General features: G+C 42.0%; 15 protein-coding genes. 13 read left to right on the top strand and 2 right to left on the bottom strand.

Features of this window, described 5'->3' with window-relative positions; all coding sequences use genetic code 11:
• Positions 1-19: 19 nt before the first annotated feature.
• A complete protein-coding gene (dnaA, locus tag FHS24_RS04685; RefSeq protein ID WP_183619279.1) occupies positions 20-1465 on the bottom strand; it encodes a chromosomal replication initiator protein DnaA in 1446 nt (481 codons plus the stop codon).
• Positions 1466-2088: 623 nt separating this feature from the next.
• Here dnaA and rpmH point away from each other — a divergent pair.
• From rpmH to FHS24_RS04645, 8 genes are all read left to right on the top strand, one after another.
• Complete coding sequence (rpmH, locus tag FHS24_RS04680; protein WP_007394757.1) at positions 2089-2223, top strand: 50S ribosomal protein L34; 135 nt, start codon at positions 2089-2091, stop codon at positions 2221-2223.
• A gap of 200 nt (positions 2224-2423) precedes the next feature.
• Positions 2424-2825 (top strand): ribonuclease P protein component, encoded by a 402-nt coding sequence (rnpA, locus tag FHS24_RS04675; protein ID WP_183619277.1) that lies wholly within the window; start codon positions 2424-2426, stop codon positions 2823-2825.
• Positions 2797-3171, top strand: a complete 375-nt coding sequence (gene yidD, locus FHS24_RS04670) for a membrane protein insertion efficiency factor YidD (protein ID WP_183619275.1) — start codon at positions 2797-2799, stop codon at positions 3169-3171. The genes rnpA and yidD overlap by 29 nt, the downstream gene beginning before the upstream one ends.
• 216 nt (positions 3172-3387) lie before the next feature.
• A complete protein-coding gene (yidC, locus tag FHS24_RS04665; RefSeq protein WP_183619273.1) occupies positions 3388-5070 on the top strand; it encodes a membrane protein insertase YidC in 1683 nt (560 codons plus the stop codon).
• 208 nt (positions 5071-5278) lie between these two features.
• The gene (mnmE, locus tag FHS24_RS04660; protein ID WP_183620042.1) at positions 5279-6724 is read left to right on the top strand and encodes a tRNA uridine-5-carboxymethylaminomethyl(34) synthesis GTPase MnmE; all 1446 of its coding nucleotides are present in this window, start codon (positions 5279-5281) and stop codon (positions 6722-6724) included.
• A gap of 158 nt (positions 6725-6882) precedes the next feature.
• Positions 6883-7341, top strand: a complete 459-nt coding sequence (nrdR, locus tag FHS24_RS04655; RefSeq protein ID WP_149490272.1) for a transcriptional regulator NrdR — start codon at positions 6883-6885, stop codon at positions 7339-7341.
• A 109-nt stretch (positions 7342-7450) separates the two neighbouring features.
• Positions 7451-8506, top strand: coding sequence for a bifunctional diaminohydroxyphosphoribosylaminopyrimidine deaminase/5-amino-6-(5-phosphoribosylamino)uracil reductase RibD (gene ribD, locus FHS24_RS04650; protein WP_183619271.1), 1056 nt, complete (start codon positions 7451-7453; stop codon positions 8504-8506).
• A gap of 506 nt (positions 8507-9012) precedes the next feature.
• Entirely contained in the window at positions 9013-9687 is a 675-nt protein-coding gene (locus FHS24_RS04645) for a riboflavin synthase (protein ID WP_183619269.1), read from the top strand.
• Between the two features lie 87 nt (positions 9688-9774).
• On the opposite strand, the gene FHS24_RS04640 is transcribed toward FHS24_RS04645, so the two are convergent.
• Positions 9775-12753: a response regulator gene (locus FHS24_RS04640; RefSeq protein WP_183619267.1), complete on the bottom strand. Its 2979-nt coding sequence runs from the start codon at positions 12751-12753 to the stop codon at positions 9775-9777.
• 233 nt (positions 12754-12986) lie between these two features.
• On the opposite strand from FHS24_RS04640, the gene fmt reads away from it, so the two are divergent.
• The 5 genes from fmt to dprA all read left to right on the top strand — a co-directional run bounded on the left by fmt (position 12987) and on the right by dprA (position 19987).
• Positions 12987-14084: a methionyl-tRNA formyltransferase gene (fmt, locus tag FHS24_RS04635; protein WP_183619265.1), complete on the top strand. Its 1098-nt coding sequence runs from the start codon at positions 12987-12989 to the stop codon at positions 14082-14084.
• Positions 14085-14169: 85 nt separating this feature from the next.
• On the top strand, positions 14170-15744 hold the full coding sequence (locus FHS24_RS04630) for a transcription antitermination factor NusB (RefSeq protein ID WP_183619264.1): 1575 nt from the start codon (positions 14170-14172) through the stop codon (positions 15742-15744).
• Between the two features lie 41 nt (positions 15745-15785).
• Entirely contained in the window at positions 15786-17207 is a 1422-nt protein-coding gene (gene thrC, locus FHS24_RS04625) for a threonine synthase (RefSeq protein WP_183619263.1), read from the top strand.
• 348 nt (positions 17208-17555) lie between these two features.
• Positions 17556-18653: a LysM peptidoglycan-binding domain-containing protein gene (locus FHS24_RS04620; protein ID WP_183619262.1), complete on the top strand. Its 1098-nt coding sequence runs from the start codon at positions 17556-17558 to the stop codon at positions 18651-18653.
• 56 nt (positions 18654-18709) lie between these two features.
• Positions 18710-19987: a DNA-processing protein DprA gene (gene dprA / locus FHS24_RS04615; RefSeq protein ID WP_183619261.1), complete on the top strand. Its 1278-nt coding sequence runs from the start codon at positions 18710-18712 to the stop codon at positions 19985-19987.
• The last annotated feature ends 36 nt before the right edge of the window (positions 19988-20023 follow it).

Here is a 20023-nt window from a genome sequence, read left to right as displayed (position 1 = left end):
ATCTTCACACCACAAGCTTCTAACCCGCTTGCAGCATCAACGCCAAAGTCTTGTAATCCTTATCAAACGCTGGATCGGCGGCGCGTAGCTCATTCACTTTATCACAAGCATGCATCACGGTCGTATGGTCGCGTCCACCAAATGACTGACCAATCTCAGGAAAGCTCTCACTCGTTAGCTCGCGTGACAATGCCATCGCGATTTGACGCGGTCTTGCAATACTGCGCGTACGTTTACGTCCCATCATATCTTTGATTGTAATATCGTAATACTCAGCAACTACTTTACGAATATTGTCCATATTCACAGCTTGCACGCGCATCGCAACGATATCTTTTAGCGCGTATTGCACCATCTCAAGGGTTATCGGCGCACCGGTAAGATTAGCATTGGCAAATACCTGATTTAGTGCACCTTCTAAACGCCTGACGTTAGAAACCACATTTTGAGCAATAAACAATGCACATTCTTTAGGGAGACTCATTCCATACGATGCCGCTTTTCTCTGTAGGATTTGTACACGCGTATCGATCTCTGGAGGATCAACCGCAACCGTCAAACCCCACGAAAAACGCGACCTAAAACGTTCGTCAAACTCTGTCATCTGTGATGGATGGCGATCTGATGCCAAAATCAGCTGTTTATCACCACTGGTAAAATCTGCAAATAATGTCAAAAACTCATTACTACTTTTTGTTTTTCCTGCTAATACATGAATATCATCTACAATTAATAAATCTACTTTTTTTATTTTCTTTTTAAAATCTTCTATTTTATTATTTCTTAATGAATAAACTAATTGATTAATAAATTTTTCAGAAGTGAAATAGTAAAAACTTAGATTATTTTTTAAATAGCGATGCGCTACAGAATGCATTAAATGCGTTTTTCCCAAACCAGAAGGTCCGTATATAAATAAAGGATTGTGCCGATTTTTTGATTGGCGCTTTCCAAGCTCATAACAGGCCTTGTAAGCCAGGTTATTGGACTTACCAGTGACAAAGGTTTCAAAGGTGAAGTCAGGATTTAGATAGCTTAATGATTTGGCATCGGCAGACTCGATCAGTTCTGCATGACGCATATTGGCATCAATATCTGCTCTAGCAATATTATTATGTGTGGTTTGAAAACTGTGATCTGCCGGGGGAGGGGAGGGCTTATCGTCTTCAAACAATGAGCCTGACTGTGATTGATGGCTGTCATTTATGTCACGACCAGCATTATCAACACGAACAATTACCTCTTCGATACTACCTTGGCTATGTTTAGCGACCAGCTGTTGGATATCTTGCAGATGATTCTTTTTAATATAAGTCACAAAGTAATCATTAGGAGCAAGAATAATCATGCTATTGGCTTCTTGATGCGCCGATAATGGTCTTAACCACATCGTAAAGACGTTGTCTTTAACGTGATAACGTAAGTCATTTAGGCACTTATCCCAAATAGTTGCTGTATCAATCATGAAAAGTACTAACCCCATAGTCCAAAACAATTGGTCAAAAGAACAACTTTTTTTATTGTTGAAATTACTGAATCCTTACCTATAGAGCGACTCGTTTCTTAACTAAGATACTCTACGGTGAGATCACTTAAAACCGTACATCAGCTAGGGGGCTAATCTAACACAAACGGCCTGTGGATAACACCTTGTTTTTTGTGGATAAGACTGTGGATAGTTTTGTGGATAAGTAAACAACGCGAGTTATCCATATTCCACCCACAGGTTATCCACAACCTTACCCATAGTCTAATTTGTTGATATTAAATGAAAATAACGAGTTAGCCACAGATAATATTGCTCCCAATAACAACAATACTTATATATATTAATAGTTAATTATTATAGAGACCCACACAAATTGTGGATAACTTTTAAAATTCAATTATCAAAATAGATGTTTTCAGTAGGTAGACTGGTATTAGAAATCAGTGTTTTTTAACAATGAATCATTAAAAAGATTATTTTTTCTGTTATAAAACGGATCTGTATAAACACAGACTCAATTAGTTTATTGACCAAGATACTATGCGGTGGTATAATCCTCCGTTATTACGAATTTAGTCCATTATTTTGATAGGTGAGTTATGAAACGTACATTCCAACCAAGCGTGATCAAGCGTAAACGTACTCACGGTTTCCGTGCTCGTATGGCAACTAAAAAAGGCCGTCAGGTCTTAGCTCGTCGCCGCGCTAAAGGACGTCATCGCCTTACTGTATAATCAGTAGATTGCGATAAGCATGGCTCATAGTGCTTGTTGTGTTTCTATTATTTATAGATTGCGATCGTCAATCATCACAACTGACACTTAGCCATATATTAAAAGCGCCCACATCGGCGCTTTTTTTGTCTCTATACTTTGTAATTATTTCTACGCTACTATTTCTGCTATTGTTATCAGCTCTTATACCAGGTTGTACTATGTCTAATACTGTTTCAGCGCCACCTAATGCTCGCTTCACCAAAGCGCAGCGCTTACTCACGCCTGCAGCCTTTCGTGAGGTGTTTGATGCACCTGAGCGTAAGCTTCATCAGAGCCATTTAATGGCGTTTGTGCGTACCAATACCCATGAGCAGCCTCGAGTCGGTATGGCCATTACTAAGCGTAAAGTACCTACTGCCGTTGCGCGAAATTTAATAAAACGTCAAGTACGTGAACAGTTTCGCGTAAAAGCTAGTAACTTAGAAAATAAAGATATTGTTTTTATTGTTAAACAGTCTGTAAAAGGTTTGAGTAATAAAGAATTAATTAATGAGATTAATAATATATTTAAAAAAATAGAAAAAAAACAAAATGAATTATTTATTAAAAAAAATAAATAAAATTTTCTATAATTTATTTTATTTTTTTATTATATTTTATCAAAAGATAATTAGTCCTATATTACCTGCTCGCTGTCGTTATTATCCAACTTGCTCAAATTACGGTAAACAAGCTTTAGCATGGCATGGCGTTTGGTCAGGTAGCTGGCTGTTATTAAAACGTATTGGCCGTTGTCATCCCTTGGGCGGACATGGCATTGATTTTGTGCCGTTACCTTTATCTACTTATTATTATCAATATTTAGCCCCTATCACACTTGCTGATGTCAGAGCGCAAGGTTTATATGTTTTTAGAGATAAGACAAGCTATGTTTCGCGCCTAAATCATATGATGAAACAGGCCTAAATCTTATTAGCGACAGAGCCTTTGTGGATATCTATTTAGTTACCCACAAGTTATCCACACTCTTGGTATCATTTAGAGTGGTTTTTTAGTAAAATGATGAACATTTTATGTGATTGACTGCTGATATTGCCGCTAGGAATACGGGTTAATACTGTGTGGTGGTCATGACACATGCCTGATTTTTCATTCCCTAATTTTTTAATCTAGGAAAGGTTTATGCAAAAGATATTTCGGGTGATGATCATCATTGCGATGCTAATCACCGCTTATCTGCTGATTTTGGCATGGCGAGATGATTATGCCGATGCGCCAGCTGTAGACACAGTGCCAAAAACTGCAACATCGGTAGGAGCGGATATTCCTTCGACTAGCGGCGCAGCAGGCGACATTCCGGTACAGACGTTACCAGTGGATACGGGTGCGGTAGCAGCAACACCTGCTGCTAATACCGGTCTTATCACGGTAACCACCGATCGCTATGACATCAAAATCAATCCAGAAGGCGGCGATATCGTTTATGCTGCACTAAAGCAGTATGATGCGACGCTCGATAGTGATAAGCCTTTTGTGTTGTTAGAAAATAATAGCAATCGCGTCTATGTCGCACAGTCTGGTCTGATTGGTCAAAATGGTATCGATACCGCAGAAGGCCGCGCTAAATACAGCCACACGGCTAACAATTATGTAATGGAGAAAGGTCAGCAAACGCTGTCAGTACCGCTTACGTATAAAAAAGACGGCGTAACGGTTACTAAGACCTTTACCTTTACCCAAGACAAATATCCGATTGATATTAGCTATCAAATCCAAAACGCTTCTGCCAATGCTTGGCAAGGGCAGATGTTTGCACAGTTAAAACGCGATGATAGTAAAGATCCTGGTATGTCTGATAAAGGCGCGCTAAGCATGGCGACTTATTTGGGCGGTGCTTGGGGCACACCTGATGACCCTTATAATAAGCTGAAATTCGGCAAGTTTAATGATGGTGAGTTGACCACGACCAGTGATAAAGGTTGGGTTGGCATCGTACAGCATTATTTCGTTTCTGCTTGGACGCCGGAAAACTTTACCGGCAAGTTCTTTAGCCGCGAAACGGGCGATGATTACTTTATTGGTTTTAACAGCCAACCTGTCAATGTTGCGCCAAATAAACAAGTGACTTTAAATGCAACCTTGTATGCTGGTCCAAAGGTACAATCTGAGCTAAAAGAAGTCGCGGTAGGTTTGAACCAAACCGTCGATTATGGCTTGTTATGGCCGATATCGAAGATACTGTTTGCCGTTTTGGATGGTATTCATAAAGTTATCGGTAACTGGGGTTGGTCAATTATCTTACTGACTATCTTAGTTAAAATTGCCTTGATGTGGTTCTCGAATAAGAGCTACTATTCAATGGCAAAAATGCGTGCTATCGCGCCACGACTAGCGGCATTGAAAGAAGAGCACGGCGACGATCGCATGAAAATGTCGCAAGAAATGATGGCAATTTATAAAGAAGAAAAGGTCAATCCGATGGCGGGTTGTTTGCCAATTCTGATGCAAATGCCAATTTTCTTAGCGCTATACTGGGTATTGGTTGAAAGTGTTGAGCTACGTCATGCGCCTTGGATTTTGTGGATTCAAGATTTATCAGCGATGGATCCGTGGTTCATTTTACCATTGCTCATGGGTGCGTCGATGTTTATACAGCAGCAGCTAAACCCACAGCCAGCTGATCCAATGCAAGCGAAAGTGATGAAGTTTTTACCGATTATTTTCACCGCGTTTATGTTGTTCTTCCCAGCAGGTTTGGTTCTATACTGGACCGTGAATAACTTATTCAGTATGACTCAGCAGTACTTAATCAACCGCAAAGTTGAAGAAGAGCAGAAACGTCGTACCGTTAAAGTTCTAGACTAAATAACGCTTAAATTGATAAAGAACCATCGCTACGGCGGTGGTTTTTTTATGTGCTAAATTTTAGTGTTTTCTTCCATTAATGACTGATAAAAATCGCCGTATTCTAATTTTTTAAAAAACAGCTTATTGAAGTTTGCTTTGTCAGTGTGCATCAAGCCGTCTATAATGGGGTTTTTGCTTATTGAGAGTGATTGTGGATTCTTTAGAGATGGCACTAGCCGCCGATAATTTAGATGAGTCACCTAAAAAGTCTAATCTATCTAGCCTTCCGACCATTGCGGCGATTGCCACACCGCTTGGGCGTGGTGGCGTCGGGGTTATTCGTCTGTCGGGCGCACGTGCCTATGATATTGCTTGTCAGCTCACTGGTAAGTCGGCTTTTACGCCGCGTATGGCCAGTTTTTGCCGTTTTCATCAGGCTGATGGCACTACCATTGATGAAGGTTTGGTGCTTTATTTCAAAGGTCCGCACTCGTTCACCGGCGAAGATGTGATTGAGCTGCAAGGTCATGGTGGCATGATTTTGCAAAATCAGCTGTTAGCACGGGTGTTTGAATTGGGCGCAAAACAAGCGGGTGCAGGGGAGTTTTCTTACCGTGCCTTTGATAACGATAAACTGGATTTGGTACAAGCAGAAGCTATCGCTGACGCTATTGATGCGACTAGTGCCGCCGCTGCCAGTAGTGCGATTCGCTCGCTTAGCGGTGAGTTTTCACAAAAAATTAATCAATTGCTTGAGCAGTTGATTCATCTGCGCTTGCACGTTGAAGCGGCGATTGATTTTCCCGATGAAGAAGACGTTGATTTTTTATCTGATGGGGTTATCCAAGATAAGCTTGAGCAAACGCAAGCTAAAATACAGCAAGTGCTAGCGACCGCCAAGCAAGGTCAGCTATTACGCGATGGCATTCATGTAGTCCTTGCTGGTAGACCCAATGCCGGTAAATCAAGCTTGCTGAATCGCTTAGCAGGGCAAGAGCGTGCTATCGTTACCGACGTTGCTGGGACAACGCGCGATACCCTGCAAGAAACAGTGGTTCTTAATGGCTTGACGCTACATTTGACCGATACTGCAGGTCTGCGAGAGACTGAAGATACGGTCGAGCGTATCGGTATTGAACGTGCTCGTACCGCTATTACACAGGCTGATATGCTACTGATGGTCTATGATGTGACTCGTGACCTTGAGAGCGACAGTACACCGCTACAGCTCGCTGAGCAGCTATTTGGTGAGTTGCCAGAAACCAAGCGCTTATTGATTATTGCCAATAAAAGCGATTTATTAAATGATAACAGTAGTAAGGAGATAACTTCTATTTCGCAAGCAGAAATCAAGAATCGTGGCTACGAACAGGTAAATGTTTCATGTGAAACAGGCGCAGGGATTGATGACTTAGTCGAAATCCTATGTGCTAAAGTAGGTTTCCATCCGCCAGAAAATAGCTTAATCGCCCGTACACGTCATTTAGATGCGTTAAGACGTACCGCTGAATATTTAGCAGAAGCTCATGAGCAGCTGACAGTTTTTAAAGCGGGTGAGTTGGTCGCTGAAAGCTTGCGCCAAGCGCAGCAAAGTCTGGGTGAGATTACTGGTGAATTTAGCGCTGATGATTTATTAGGTAAGATTTTTGGTAGCTTCTGTATTGGTAAGTGATGTCATTATTGATGGCATTACCTATAGGTACTGATTAATGTCTTAAGTTGTTTAGATTTAAATATGTTTCATATTAATCATTAAATCTATTGTTCAGATACCATTGTTTATGCAGTAATTGCTCCTATAGCGCTTAATATTAAGACAAGGAATAGAGTATGCATTGCCCCTATTGTAATGCGTCAGATACCAAGGTTATCGATTCACGGCTGGCTGCTGAAGGCGCACAAGTTCGGCGCCGCCGCTCATGTAATAGCTGTCAGGAACGCTTTACGACCTTTGAAGTGGTAGAAGTAGTGATGCCGCGCATTATCAAATCAAGCGGCAAAATCGAACCTTATGATAATGATAAATTGCGTCGCTCGATTCTATTGCCCTTACAAAAACGCCCGATTACCATTGATGAACAAGAAGCGATGATTAGCCGTATTGAAAAACGCGTACGGCAAATGGGCGAGCGCGAAGTAAGTAGTAAAGTGCTAGGTGAGATTATCATGAGTGAGCTTAAGACGCTCGATGATGTCGCTTATGTGCGCTTTGCCAGTGTCTATCGCGATTTTCAAGATATCGATGCCTTTCATCAAGAGATTGCCAATATCCGTCCTAATGAAAAATAAGCGTGATTCACGCTAAGTATTTAGTCTGCTTGCAAGTCTATATTTCTTACTCGCTCTACCCTATAAGATCTTTAATAATAATTGTCAGTCATTGATTAAGTCCACCTTTATGCCAAACTCAAACCACTCTCAAGATACTAAAGACCGCTATTTTATGATGCTTGCCATTGAGCAGGCCAAGCGTGGTTTGTATACGACGCGTCCCAATCCAGCGGTTGGTTGCGTATTGGTGAAAGCAGACGAAGTGGTCGGTCAAGGCTTTCATCCCAAAGCTGGGCAGCCGCATGCTGAGGTTTTCGCCCTAAAAGATGCCGGTAATCGAGCCGTGGGCGCAACGGCTTATGTGACTTTAGAGCCTTGCAGTCATACTGGACGTACACCGCCTTGTGCGCGAGCGCTTATTGAATCGGGTGTGAAACGTGTCGTCATCGCCGGTCTCGACCCCAATCCACAAGTGGCTGGTCGCGGTGTAAAACTGTTAGAAGAAGCGGGGATACCCGTAACCGTTGGCGTACTAACTGCGCACGCAGAAGCATTGAATAAAGGCTTTTTAAAGGCGATGCGCAGTCAAATGCCTTATGTCAGGCTTAAGATTGCTACCAGTCTTGACGGTCGAACGGCAATGGCGTCTGGAGAGTCTAAATGGATTACGGGCACGGCTGCGCGTGAAGATGTACAGAAACTTCGTGCGCAAAGTGGCGCTATCATCACGGGCAGTGAAACTGTCATCGTTGATAATCCGCAATTAAATATACGCTCTAGTCAGTTAGGTGTCGCGCCTGAGGAAGTGCCACCGCCTAAAATAGTAATACTAGATAGAAGAGGGCGACTAAAACACGATTTGCAATCTGACTATCAGCTATGCCGTCGCTCAGATACATTATATTGGCGGGAAGAAAACTTAATTGAATTATTAAAAAGCCTAGTGCGTGACTATCAATGTTATGACGTGCTGGTAGAGGCAGGGGCAAGTGTCGCTGGTAGTTTTTTACAGCAGCAGCTGGTAGATGAGCTTATTGTTTATCAAGCACCTTGCTTATTAGGTATGCAAGCACGGCCTATGGTTGCTATTAATCCGTTATCGTTAGCGCAGCAGCTACGTTTCGATGTTCATTGTCATGAGCAATTGGGCGCTGACCTTAAGCTTACCCTATACCCTTTGTAAACCTTCTGACAAATACTCTTGTTTTTCAATGTTTTACCCACAAGATTAGATCTATTGATAGGATATGTGGATAAACATAGTGGTTTAATTAAGGTTTCACATGAAACTGTGTATAACTTTGTTTCACATGAAACTGTGTATAACTTTGTTTCACATGAAACTTATTAATGGCTATCGATAATGGATTTTATGGTTAATTCATTTAAAATCAATAGTTTAGGATTTATTTTTATTTCTAATAAAAAATTAGTAAGAAATAGATCTTCTGTGGATAACTCTTTAAAAACCAAGGTTTTAACCGCGCTATGTGTTGAATTATTCTTAGTTATCCACAACTTATCCCATAATTCGTCTTACTTCTCGCTAGGTTTGTAATAAACGTCATAGCTATCATAAAGTCTAACAGTTGCCATTATTGACGGATTGATTGATAGGTTCACATGAAACAATAGTCTTAAATAATATATTCTGCCTTTAACGGCAACAAAAAATGAAAAGAGGTTGATATGTTTACCGGAATTATAGAAAGCGTCGGCAAAGTAAAATCTATGCAGCCAACTGGTGGTGATATCCGTTTAACGATAGAATCTGACGGTTTAGATTTTACTGATGTAAAACTGGGAGATTCGATTGCTTCTAATGGCATCTGTTTGACCGTGGTCGAGTTTGGTAGTAATTATTACTCTGTTGATGTTTCACGTGAAACGATTGCTCGTACTGCGTTAGCTGATTTAAAACCGGGTCACATTGTGAACTTAGAGAAAGCAATGTTACCGACCACGCGTTTTGGCGGGCATATCGTCGCAGGTCACGTCGATGGAGTAGGCGTGGTCAGTAAGCTGCAAAAAGATGCGCGCTCTATTTATATCGAAGTTGAAATACCACACGAGCTGGCGCATTATACGGCGACCAAAGGTTCTATCACCCTTGATGGCATCAGCCTGACCACCAATTTGGTACGCGATAATATCGTTTCACTGAATATCATTCCGCATACCGCGCAAGTGACCAATATAGCGCAGCATTGGTTGGTAGGAGCTAAAGTCAATGTAGAAGTGGATATTGTGGCGCGCTATTTAGAGCGCTTATTGAATAAATCGCAAACAGATACCTCAAACACAAGCAGTCCTCAGAGCGCGATTACCGAGGCATTTTTGGCAGATAATGGTTTTATAAAGTAATGGCTAAAGTCTAAAGGCATGGCTGTACTTACACTGCTTTAGCTGTGATGCTAACCTAATAAGCCTGACAAGTATTGTGAACGCTTATTAGCTTTTAATAAACGTTTGCAAAATCTGTTGTAGTTTAAGCTTGTTAATAGGCTTGGCTAGAAACTCATTCATACCAACTTGCAAGCAGGCGCTACGATCCTCTTCAGTATTATTTGCCGTCAGTGCAACGATAGGAATATCATCCCCTTGCGCACGAATAGCTTGGGTCGCTTGTAGTCCGTCCATCACTGGCATCCGGCAGTCCATCAAAATAAGCGCAATTTCTTGGCGCTGCTCTTTTAATTTATCTAGCGCTTGCTGCCCATCTTCTGCAACCACACTACGATAGCCAAGTTTCGCCAATATTTTACAGGCTATTTTTTGGTTAGTTAAACTATCTTCTACTACTAATATTAATGGTGCTAGGGTTTCACTGCTAGCTTCTTCTACAGCTGTGATTAATTGGATACTATTTTCTTGAGTATTCTCTTGGATGTCCTCTTGAATCTTTTCTGGTTGTATCAGGGTTTGTCTGACTGGCAATGTCAAACGCAATAATTCAGATAGTAACAATGCCACATCGATTGGTTTGTTTAAAAAGCCGTCACATCTATCTAATAATATAGAAGGAATACGGCGTTCAGCTTTCATGCTAACCAATATCTTTGGCAGCGCAGTATCAGCAAGTAAACTGTTTAAAGCTTGTTGTCTATCAATATGGACAGACACTTCATCTTCTGCTTTTTTATGCTCAGTAGCTATATCGCCTGTCTTTATACTTTTTGTTTTTTCGAAGCCTATATCTTTGGCGTTGGTCAGCGCGATATTTACCTCTTCATAGTATTCATAATCTAGCAGCAAGATAGGAGCGAGGCTCTGCTCCTCTTTGGCTAACCTCTCTCTCAGTTGCTGTAGCGCGCTTCTATCTATAAAAGTAGAGATGGTGGCTGGTATCGATAAATAGGCGCACAAACGGCGCAGATGTTCAGCACGTAGCGGTTGTTTGATTACCGCAAGCAGATGAATCTGGGTCAGATGGGGATTAAGATGGTAGACCAACTGATAATTTGGACGCTTACAAGGCAGATAAAGATTAAAAGTACTGCCTTTAGTTAGCGTACTTTTTATTTCAATAAAACCACCTAATAAGCGCGCAAAACTATTGGCGTTATTTAACCCAAGCCCTTTCTCAGTGCTATTATTTTGAATGTAGTTAAGGTGCTGGTTTTCGCTTGGTTTATTGGCTTGATTGCTATTTTGGCTTTGGCGGTTATTTTGATTATTGCTCTGATTAAGATAAGTTAAGATTTGGTGTTGCTTTGCTATATCAATGCCTATACCGCTATCCTTTATGCTAAATCGAACCCAATCGTGCGCTGAATGACTGGCATTGTCGTTATTGATTTCAGTGGTTTTAGGGGTATTAGAGTCTTTATTAACATCTATTAAAGTTCGGTTTTTAATAAACAATACTTCTGCATTGCTCACAGTATCAATGGTCAGTTCCACATAGCCAGCCGTGGTAAATTTAACCGCATTATCCAATAAATATCGTAATATTTGCTGCAAGCGCTTATGGTCAGTATCGATACAACGCGGACTGTCCGGTGTAAAGAAATACAGGAGCTCTAGCCCTTGATCTTTAGTTCTTTCTACGACTGATTGACTAACTTCTTGCCCAAGTTTATAAAGGTCGACCGCCTCGATATTTAGGCGCGTTTTCCGTACTTCTATTTCACCGATATCTAGCATATCATTAAGCATAGTAAGCATAGAATGACTGGTCTGCATTAAGGTGTTTAAAATTTCATTTTGAGCAACCGTCAAAGTTATAGGATCAATAGGTTCTAAGGTATCAATCATTGCTTCTAAAGGCAGGCGTAAATCATGACCCAAAGTTGATTTAAGAGTATTAAACTCATCAAGTTGGCGTTGTAGCTGCTGGTTTCGTTGTTGTAAATCCGCGCTTTGATTGACCATCTCATTGATATTATTTAGTAATACAGTAAAGCCATGCACTTGTCCATGCTCGCCAAACCACGGAGTAATATGCAACTGATAGGCTTTTTTGTTATGCAATCCATAAACCAGTAGCGTACGAGTGACACGCAGCTCTGCCAGTTTAGATAGTAGTGCTTGGGTTGTTTCGTCTTCTGCAAAAACAAAATCAGTTAATTGATAATTGCTATCGCTTTGAAAGGGCGTTGCAAATACTTGCTCAAAACGCTGATTAAAAAAGCTAATTTGACCATGTCTCATAATCATCAGCATGGGCAGCGGCGCATGATCAACCAACCGATCAAGACGATGTTTTAGGGTGGTAATGCGTCGGTGATTATTATGCAACTGATAGCTGATGCGGCTAAGCGCGTGACCTAAGCGCAAAAACTCAGCCGTGGTTTTTTTTTCAATAAACGGCGGCGCGATATAGGCATCTTTTGCATGGCTACTTAACTCATCGGTATAAACCAGAAGCTGTTCCCAATTGGCACGGCGTTTTAGCGTATACAATAATGCCATAGTAAAAAACATGATGGCTATCATTAAGGGCAGCCAATAGCGATAGGATGTCCAATTGATATCGAGCGGCTTATGACGCAGGATGGTATAAATCTTATGACCACTTTCAAGCTCAATGGTGCCGATTAAACTGTTATTGTTTACCGTAGAGGCACTATAATGATTGCTACTAGAAGGAAGTGAGGTGATGACATTAGGAAAGGTAATACCCCTAAACTCACCCTCATTAGGGCGGGTATGACGATGAATATAAGTCTGTCCAGACGGCATCATAAAAATTAACTGGTAGCTTATGTCTTTTATAAACGGCTTTTTTAAGACCTTTTTAATGTCAGTATTATCAGGGTTGGCAAGCTCAGAAATCTCATACTGCAATTCATAAAAACTCTCTATACTGTCTTGCTTACTATCCTGCCTTATCTCATAAAACATGGTGACGTAATACACTGACAACATCGCCAATAATGTCAGCGTATAAAAAATCAGCAAGCGTTGTAGAGACTGGAACTGTTGCATAAAAGTATGACCCTAAATCGACAGTAAGTCGGCATGATGGCATATCATAAAATAATGGTAAATTTGACAGATTTACTTGCCGTGGCTTATTTGATAAATAAGTAGCTGAGCTTGCTTACTATTATAGAGATAAATAGCACCATTAGTAGCGTTGGATGGCTGCTATTACAATCATGGCACAACACCACAAACTCACCTATAATAGGCAAATTAATTATAAATAATGCCTGACTATGACCACACTTGCTGCACAATCTGATGTATGTGTTGATGCCAATCAACCTAAGCAAACTTCTATCACTGAGGTGCAGACTGCTGCCAACCCTTTAAGAGTAGTTTTTGCTGGGACACCTGAGTTTGCTGCTATTAGCCTTAAGTCTCTTATCAAGCAGCAGGCAGCGCTCAATATAGATATCGTTGCGGTTTATACCCAGCCTGACCGCAAAGCAGGGCGCGGGCAAAAGTTATCAGCGTCTGCCGTCAAGCAAGTGGCATTAGAACATGGTATTGCGGTTGAGCAGCCAGTTACCTTTAAAAAATCTAGCACAGAAGGCATGGCAGCACGTGAGACTTTACGTACCTACCAGCCTGATGTGATGATTGTCGCTGCTTATGGTCTGATATTACCGATTGGTGTATTGACCACGCCGACTTATGGCTGTCTAAATATTCATGCTTCACTGTTGCCGCGTTGGCGTGGTGCAGCGCCTATCCACCGTGCATTATTGGCGGGCGATTCTGATACCGGCATTACTATTATGCAGATGGATAAAGGGCTTGATACTGGTGATATGCTTTATAAAATCAGCGCTCCTATTGAGTCTGATGATACGGCTGCCAGCCTGCATGATAAAATGGCTGAGCTTGGGGCAACAGCCATTAATACCGTCTTAAAGGACTTGACGCACTATCAAGCACAGGCGCTAGCTCAAGATGATAGCCAAGCCAATTATGCTGAAAAATTGGTCAAAACCGAAGGCGAAATTGACTGGACGCAATCCGCTACTGAGATTGAACGACAAATTCGTGGGCTGACTCCATGGCCAGGTGCTTATACTTTTTTGGCAGGGCAGCGCGTCAAAATTTTAGCCAGCTTGCCAGTAAATTCATCACAGCAAACCAATGAGCCTGCTGGCACTGTTATTAGCGTAGGACGCAAAGCTATATTAGTAGCTTGTGGCAAGGATAAGGATAGTGAGACAGAGCAATCAGCCATGACTTTGGCGATTACTTATTTGCAGTTTGCGGGTGGTAAGCCGATGACCGCCGAGCAAGTTTGCAATGGTAATCAGTTAAACGATGGTGACGAATTTACTCATGAATCAAAATAATTCAATTACGCTTACTCTACTTTAATAATAAGCAATCCAACTTTTATCAGACGCTCTCGACCAGACGTCAAGGAAATTCAATTTAATGAGACAAAACAGCACTGCGCCAAGAAACAATAAGCTCAAACCGTCAAGCAACCTGATCATGAATGGTAGCGTCCGCGTCCGCGTCATTCGCACTTTACTGGCGATTCAAAATGGTCAGTCGTTAGCGAGCGTCCTTGATCCGCTATTAAACAGTTTGCATGATGGCGATAAAGGTTTTGCTCATGCGCTATTGCTAACCACGTTGCGTCAGTGGTATGCCCTTGAGCGTCTACTCGATAGTCTAGCTGACAACCCTATTGATGAAAAAGAAGTACGTACGACTATTCAAGTAGGTTTGACGCAGTTGCTCTATTTGCAAGTGGCTGACCATGCGGCGATTCACGAAACGGTTGAAGCGGCAAAAGAAATTGAGTTTGCGCATGCGACAGGTTTAATCAATGCTATCTTGCGTAAAGTTGCTAAGAACCCAAGTAAGTTCCGCAAAAAGTGTGATAAAAAACACAGTTTACCCAATTGGCTTGCCTATCAACTTAAACAAGACTGGAGTGAGCAGTATGACGATCTGATGCAGGGTTTACGTCAACCCGCGCCGATGTTTTTGCGAGTGAATACAGCGATTACCTCGGTAGAGGGTTATCAGCAAGCATTGGTGGAGTTTGAAGTTGAAGTAGATTTGGTTGAGCTAACGAGTGGTTTTAATTTACCCAACTCATCGGATGCAGCCGCATCTAATAGCATATTAACCAAAGGGTTAAGACTACATCAAAGTACGGCAGTCAATGCTTTGCCGCAATTCTCTGAAGGGGCGGCTAGTGTGCAAGATATGCATGCACAGCTTGCCGCGCCGCTTATCCATAACGTTTTACTTAATAAGCTGAGTGTTAAAAAAGATGATGCAGACGACGATACGGATACGAGCAACAACGAGATCCGCATTTTAGATGCTTGTGCAGCGCCGGGTGGTAAGCTTGCTCATTGGTTAGAATTAATCAGCTCAAATGAGTCTTCGTTGTTTCACGTGAAACAAGACAGTGCTGAAACGTCGCCTGTGATTTCGAAAGTTAAGATTACTGCGATAGATAATGAAGCGCCACGTATCGAGCGCATTCACACTAATCTACAGCGCTTGAATTTAAGTCAGCACGACTTGCAGCAAGCTGAGAAAAATATCGAACTCAATATTGTCTGTGCTGACGCAACGACATGGCAAGGTGCCGGTAAGAAAAAGAGTAAGCTCGTATTTGACGCTATACTATTAGACTCACCTTGTACGGCGACTGGTGTGATTCGTCGTCATCCTGATATAAGTATCTTGCGTACCGAAGAAGACATCGAGCAAACGGCACTCTTACAAGCAGATATCTTGCATAACCTTTGGCCACAGCTTAAGGTTGGCGGTTACCTGTTGTATGTTACTTGCTCTATCCTAAAGCAAGAGAACGTCGAGCAGATGCAGGATTTCATGACTTACTATAATAATGTAGCAGCTGTTGAATTTAGCGACGATTGTAATTGGGGTATTGAACAGGCGATTGGTCGTCAGTGCTTGCCAATAGACAGCGAGAGCGGCGATGGTTTTTATTATGCCTTGCTGTACAAAACCGCTGAATAAACTGTTTTAATTAATCATCTCATTGTAGACAGGACAATCTAATGAAATATATCAGTACCCGTGGTCAGACAGCGCCGATGGATTTTAGTGATGTGTTATTAATGGGTCTTGCGCCAGACGGTGGTTTGATGTTGCCTGAGCATTATCCGAATATTGATAGTGCAACGCTTACTGAGTGGCGTGCGCTGAGCTACCCACAGCTTGCGATGGCGATTATGCAGCGCTTTGCGACTGATATTCCTGCCGTTGATTTGCAAGATATTATTGAGCGCACTTATACCGCTGAGATATTTGGTTCTGATGAGATTGTTCCTGTGCGCAAGCTTGAAGATAATCTATACATTTTAGGTTTATCGAATGGTCCGACATTAGCATTTAAAGATGTTGCTATGCAGTTCTTAGGCAATGCCTTTGAATATGTGCTTAAAAGAAAAGACGCGCGTATTACCATCATTGGTGCGACCAGTGGCGATACGGGCAGTGCAGCAGAATACGCACTACGCGGTAAAGAAAATATCGAAGTATTTATGTTGTCACCGCATGGCAAAATGAGTGAATTCCAGCGCGCGCAGATGTATAGCCTGACTGATAAAAATATTCACAATATTGCTATCGACGGTATGTTTGATGATTGCCAAGACATCGTCAAAGCACTACAGCAAGATGCAGAGTTTAAAGCAGCTTATAACTTAGGTACGGTTAATTCTATCAATTGGGGTCGTATCCTAGCGCAAATTGTTTACTACTTTAAAGCTTACTTTGCCGTCACTTCAAACAACGATGAAAAAGTTAGCTTTAGCGTACCTTCAGGTAATTTTGGTAATATTTGTGCCGGTCACATTGCACGTGAAATGGGATTGCCAGTTGAGCGTTTAATCGTCGCGACCAATGAAAACGACGTGTTAAACGACTTCTTTAATAAAGGTGCTTATCAGCCACGTCCGACCGATAAAACATACGTCACTTCAAGCCCTTCAATGGATATATCCAAAGCCTCTAACTTTGAGCGTTTTGTTTATTTGCTATTAGATAAAGACAGCGCCCGCGTTCATGAATTATTTGAAGGTGTGAAATCTGGTCAAGGTTTTGATTTGTCTGAGCTAATGGAGGCGGTAAACACTCGCTACGGTTTTGCTGCGGGCAAATCTACCCATAGTGACCGCCTGCAAACCATTAAAGCGCTTTATGAGCAGCATGGCGAGCTAGTCGATCCGCATACTGCTGATGGTATCAAGGTTGCCAAAGAACTACAGCGCGAGGGTGAGGTGATTGTTTGTGCAGAAACGGCATTGCCGGTTAAGTTTGCCGATACCATCGTTGAAGCAATTGGGCAAATAGAGATTGCTCGCCCTGTTCATACCGAAGGCTTAGAAGACTTACAGCAGCATGTGGTGGTGCTAGATAACAAGGCTGAATTGGTCGCTGAGCAAATCCGTCAACATGTAAAGCCGAATCTTGCGTAGGTAGCTTATTTATATACAGTATTCATTGAAATTAATATCCAATTAAAGGTTACGCTATTGTAATAAAGTGTTTATGATTGTGTTATGGTAGATATAATTGTAATATTAGAAACAGCGTCGGCGAGTCATCATCATGTTCGGCGCTTTTTTAGCAATCAAACCCGTCAATCGTATCAGTCGACAACACTGAACAGCTGCTCTAGAAGCTTTATGATGGTGATGTTTAAGTCTTTTGTGTTTTTATTTTCTGGTGATTATTTAATGACTGGAATTAGTTTTTAAACCTAAGTAATAGACTTAAGTAGACCAGATTCGACGCTAATAGCGCTACATATTGTGGATATAACAATGAAGATGAGCTTAAAAAAGATAGCAAAAGCACTATTGGTGACGACATTTAGTGGTGCAATGCTGATGACCACTGCCCACGCTAATAATCCACCACCGACCATCAAAGCGGACGCACCCAATCGTTATATCGTCAAAAAAGGTGATACCTTATGGGATATCTCAGGGCGCTATTTAGACAGTCCATGGCGCTGGAAAGAGATTTGGGCGACCAATAAGCAAATTAAAAACCCTGACCTTATTTATCCTAACGACATTCTTATTTTATGTGTGATTCAAGGTAAGACTTTGATTGGCGTTGATACAGGCGAGGGCTGTGCGGGCGTTGAGAAGCAGTTGACGGGCAATGTAGTGTCTAGCACAGTTTCAGTCACTTCAACCGCTAATAGCATTCCGCCTATTCCATGGTCTGCGATTCAGCATTGGCTCGATAAGACAATCATTGTTAATCCAGCAGATTTTAATACCACGCCCTATATTTTAGCCTCGAAAAAAGGCAATTTAATTACGGCAAGCGGCGATAAAGTCTATGCCAAAGGCGTACCACTTATCGTTGGACAGCGCTATGGTGTTTACCGTGAAGGCGAGAAGTATGTTGACCCTAAAACACAAAACATCATTGGTCTAGAAGTCACCCAAGTTGCTACTGGTTTGGTCACCTCTACAGAAACCAACGGTGTCACGAGCTTGCAGCTTATTGACAGTTATGGCAAAGAAGTCCGTGAAGGCGACCGCGTTTTTGTAGAGTTAAACAATTCTATCCCGCCAGTATTTTATCCAGCGCCTGCTGTCGTCAACCGTGGCGGTATGATTGTCCGCGTCATGGATTCTATCAGCTCAGCTGCTAAAGGCAGCGTGGTTGCTATCAATTTAGGTAGCACGCAAGGTGCCAAACCTGGTGATGTATTGACCGTTTATCAAAAAGGCGCTGTCATACGCGATATCAAGGACAACGATACCCCAGTACGTTTACCAAGTGAGCATACTGGTATGGTGATGGTCTTTAATACCTTTGATAATATCAGCTATGCTTATGTGCTTGACTCTGAGCTACCGCTCAACGTCGGTGATCAGCTCTTACCACCGCCTTACTTATAATGACATGAGTCTCTATTGAGCCATCATCTCCGTCAGTTACTGTGAGTTAAGCGCTTATGACCGTGACCGCAGTCTCTTCTCTTTTATCCGATGAGCAGCGCGCAGTATTGGCGCTGTGGACTGAAGTGAATTTGTCATTATCGGCGTATCATAAACTTGTTACTTCTTTTGGTAGTGCAGAGCTTGCTCGGGGTGCGAAAGTAGAAGCATGGCGACAGCTTGGTATTCATAGTACACATCTTAAGCGTCACGAACAGCTAGAGCAAACGCAAGTCACTATCGATACCATCCAACAGGCACTGCTAGATAGAAAATATGGTCTGCTATTTGCCGATCAGTCCGACTATCCTCCGCAATTACTAGACATCTATGACCCGCCGCCTTTATTATTTTATCGTGGCGATAAATCACGTTTGCAACAAGCGCAAATCGCCATCGTTGGGAGCCGCAAACCTACTACCCACGCCCAAAAAATCACTTTTGATATGGCGCAATATTTAGCGCAAGCAGGTTATATCATCACCAGCGGTCTTGCCATGGGTGTTGATAAGCGTGCACATTTAGGTGCATTGGCTCAAGTTGATACAGAATATCAAGGTCGTACGGTCGGCGTGATGGGTACGGGGATTGATGTTAATTATCCTAATCATCATGATAAATTATTTAGCCAGATTATCGAGCAAGGCGGCTGTATCATTAGTGAGCTGCTACCGCATACGCAGCCACATAAGCATACCTTTCCACGCCGTAATCGATTAGTTGCAGGACTCAGCCTCGCGACCATTGTCACTGAGGCCACTATCCAAAGTGGCTCGCTCATTACTGCGCGCCTAACCTCTGAGCAAGGCAAGCAAGTCTTTGCGATTCCAAGTCATATCGACAATAGCAATGCTGAAGGTTGTCATCACTTGATACGTGAGGGCGCAACCTTGATTTACCATCCACAGCAAGTTCTTGAAGATATCAATAGTCAATTAGGATTGAGCTATCAAAGCCATAGCTATCAGCCATCAGATAATGCAGAAGCTAGTAGCACACAAGAAAACAGTACTCAAAAAAATATTAGCCAAATCTCTCATTCTCTAAATACAGACAGAACTTCTACCACAACTATTGGTCACGTGCCGCAATCTAATATCAAACCTTCTTCCAATGCTATCGCTATTCCCGAGCATTTAACACAGGTTTATGAGCAGCTTGACTGGCATGGGCAAGATTTAGATGCATTATTAATTACTACTAACCTGATACCACCGCAACTGATTGGGCGGCTTATGGAGCTTGAATTATTAGGGATTATCAGTGTGCAAGGTGGGCGTTATTTGCGCGTGTAATGTTGTTTCTAATCAAAACGCGATTTTAAGAAATCT

It is taken from the genome of Psychrobacter luti (genome assembly GCF_014192115.1).
GTDB lineage: Bacteria > Pseudomonadota > Gammaproteobacteria > Pseudomonadales > Moraxellaceae > Psychrobacter > Psychrobacter luti.
Note: the sequence above shows the minus strand (reverse complement) of the source record. Positions and strands in the feature narration are given on the sequence as shown.